Source organism: Brevundimonas sp. (assembly GCF_016463485.1).
Taxonomy (GTDB): domain Bacteria; phylum Pseudomonadota; class Alphaproteobacteria; order Caulobacterales; family Caulobacteraceae; genus Brevundimonas.
Genome location: NZ_JAEMRD010000234.1, coordinates 1 through 2,798, shown reverse-complemented (window position 1 = coordinate 2,798; position 2,798 = coordinate 1). Strand labels below are relative to the sequence as shown.

General features: G+C 65.4%; 3 protein-coding genes. 2 read left to right on the top strand and 1 reads right to left on the bottom strand.

Annotation, left to right across the window (positions count from 1 at the left end):
• Nucleotides 1-66: 66 nt before the first annotated feature.
• Both JHC99_RS18340 and JHC99_RS18335 read left to right on the top strand, forming a co-directional pair.
• Nucleotides 67-984 (top strand): HEPN domain-containing protein, encoded by a 918-nt coding sequence (locus JHC99_RS18340; RefSeq protein WP_292156125.1) that lies wholly within the window; start codon nt 67-69, stop codon nt 982-984.
• Complete coding sequence (locus JHC99_RS18335) at nt 968-2,089, top strand: hypothetical protein (RefSeq protein ID WP_292156124.1); 1,122 nt, start codon at nt 968-970, stop codon at nt 2,087-2,089. Before JHC99_RS18340 ends, JHC99_RS18335 begins: the two co-directional genes overlap by 17 nt.
• A gap of 46 nt (nt 2,090-2,135) precedes the next feature.
• On the opposite strand, the gene JHC99_RS18330 is transcribed toward JHC99_RS18335, so the two are convergent.
• Entirely contained in the window at nt 2,136-2,366 is a 231-nt protein-coding gene (locus tag JHC99_RS18330) for a hypothetical protein (RefSeq protein WP_292156123.1), read from the bottom strand.
• Between the last annotated feature and the right edge of the window lie 432 nt (nt 2,367-2,798).

The window sequence follows — 2,798 nt, the reverse complement described above, 5'->3', positions numbered from 1 at the left end:
TCCGCCTGATCCAGAACTGAGGCTTCGCGCCTTGCCCCGATGCACGCCTTGGGCGAGACTCGCCCGATGAAGACTTCGATCGATCATCTGCCGCCGCGCAAGCAGGTGGAACTGCGCCGGGTGGTCGAGGTGATCCGCGAGTCGTTCGCCGAAACCGTCTCGACCCGTCGGGCCGAGCGGCTGAAGAACGGCAAGATCCTCAAGATCATCCTCTACGGATCGTATGCGCGCGGCGATTGGGTCCATGATCCGGTCGGACGCTACTTCTCGGATTTCGATCTGTTGATCGTTGTCGATCATGAGGATCTGACCGACGGCGAGTTCTGGCATGACGCCGAGAACAAGCTGATGCCGGGCGAGACCCTGATCCGCACGCCGGTGAGCCTGATCGTGCACAGCCTCGACGACGTGAATGAACAACTGGATCGCGGGCGCTATTTCTGGGCCGACATCGTGCGCGAGGGGATCGTTCTGTTCGACACGCCGGGCGCCAAGCTGCGCAAACCGGCGGACCTGAAAGCGCAGGTCGCCTTGGCCGAAGCCGAGGAGTTCTTCGCCGACTGGATGGCTAGTTCGCGGGAGTTCCAAGCCGGCGCCGCCTTCTACGTTGAGCGCGACAACAACAAGCTGGCGGCCTTCAGTCTTCATCAGGCGAGCGAGCACCTCTACCACTGCGTCTTGCTGGTGGTGACGCTCTATAGCGGCAAGGCCCACAACCTCGCCTTCCTGCGCAAGAAGTGCGAGGCCATAGACCCCCGCATGGCCGAGGCTTGGCCGCGCGAGACCAAGTTCGAGCGCCGGTGCTTCGAGTTGCTGCGCGAAGCCTATGTGAAGGCGCGCTACTCCAAACACTACAAGATCAGCGCCGAGGAACTGACCTGGCTGACGCAGCGCGTCGAGGTGTTGCGGGCCCTTGCGACGGCCGTCTGTGCGGAGCGGCTGGCCCATCTGCGTGAAGCGGCGAGCCATGACCCTGCCGCGTGATCTGATCCCGCCCAGCATGCGCGCGACGTTGGACGCGGCCAGACGGATAGCCGATCCGTTCGAGGATGTTCGCCGACAGCATGACATGCTGCGCGCGAGCGGCGCGCTCGGCATCGCCGAGCGCATGAAAATGGACACTCCGCTGGCCTACGCCGCGATGGGTCGACACCCGTTCATGGACCGGACGCAGGGCGTCGGAGCCCTGATGAGGGCTCAGGCCGACGCGGATCGCATCTATCGGGCCGCCTTTCCGAATGGCCTGATTGAACAGGCCGAAAGGATCGCCGAACTATCCAGGGGCTTCGCCCTACCGGATGTTCTGGAGGGCTTCAGGACACCCACGGACAGTTTCGTGGATCGCATACTGCGGCTCAATGACAGTGGTCTCGGCGCGAGCGCCCTGGCGATTGGGCGGCCCGCCCAGATCGAAGCCTTCGCGCGCGCGTCGGCTATGGCGGACATGTTCGCCGAGAGCGACCGGCTGACGCGTGGCGTGCGGGAAGCGGTCGGGGCCTTCTCCATCACGGAGATGCCGCAGTTCGCCAATCTGGCGGGCTATCGCAGTTTCCTCGACGCGGCGGGCCTGCGGCTGTCGCACTGGCCGAAACGGCGTCTGTTGACGATGGCCGAGAAGCGGCGTCGCCTGAAAGCGCGCCTCCAGGCCAACTCGGCTCCGCCTCACGTGAAGCGGGCCAAGACCCTGGTGCACCGCTACGAGCTGACCCTGCGGGAAATCCTCGATGCGGTGATGGCGGAAACCTACGGCGAGGACTGGGCGGACGAGCGCCTGCCGCTGTGCGACTGCAAAGATCTGCTTGGGAAGTGGAAGAAGCGGGGCGGCGAGGTTTTCGACCACGCGGACTACACCCACTACGCGCGTATCATGAGCCATCCCGAGCATTTCCAGGCGATCTTCGAGGCCGGCTTCGACGATCCCGAGGCGGTGTTCGATCTGCTCAAACAGGCGGGGAAGCTGCGCGCCGCCTCACATCACGCCCATCTGTTCACACCGGATGACCTCAAGGCGCTCCGTCTGACCTGGAACCAGATCGAGACGGGTTTGCTCGCGCTCACGCCAGACTTCGAGCTGGAATGGGCTGGCTAGGCTGGAGGCGGTGCCGTCGAGCGACGGGCGGTGGCCTACCTGGAGTTCAATGCAGTACTTCGCCGCCGACGGGATCGACCTGACGCAGCTGGCCGGCGGCGTCCTGGACGAAGACCTCGACCCGCGCGCCCCTGTCGATCAGTGTCGTCGCCTTGATGAGCGCGGACTCGATGGCGTCAACGCTGAAGTCGAAATGCCCCGAGGTTCGGCCGTCGCGAAGAACCCGCCAGTCGCCATCGCCGCGGATCACCGTGAACTGGATTGTGTCGGGGTGCATCGCGTAGCGATCGCCTCATTACGCGTCCGCCGGTCATGCGTGCGGTCGTAGCCAATCTACAGGCCTTCTCTGGGCAGGTTCAAGAAGGCCCTGATCCAGACTTGTGCAGGGCCAGAAGGTCCGACCGGAGCAGGCCGTGCGCTAGGAGGGCTCCGAGGCGGGGTGAGGGTCTCTCGCCGGCGGGCCAGCCCGCGCGGCCTCTCGAAGGGCTTGATCTGACCGAAAGCCGTCCGTCTTCCGCAACCGGGCGGGGCGAGTTTCTTCCCCGGCCTGGCGGCCTCCTCGCGCAAGTCAAGAAACACGCCCCGCCCGGTCCTTCGCATGCGCTGCGGGGTCTCTGACGCCTGCGGCGCTGCGACCTGCGGGCCGTTCGTCTCCCGGTCCGTCGATCGCCATCGAGGCCGCGGCAGGCGTGGCCCGAGATCAGCAAGG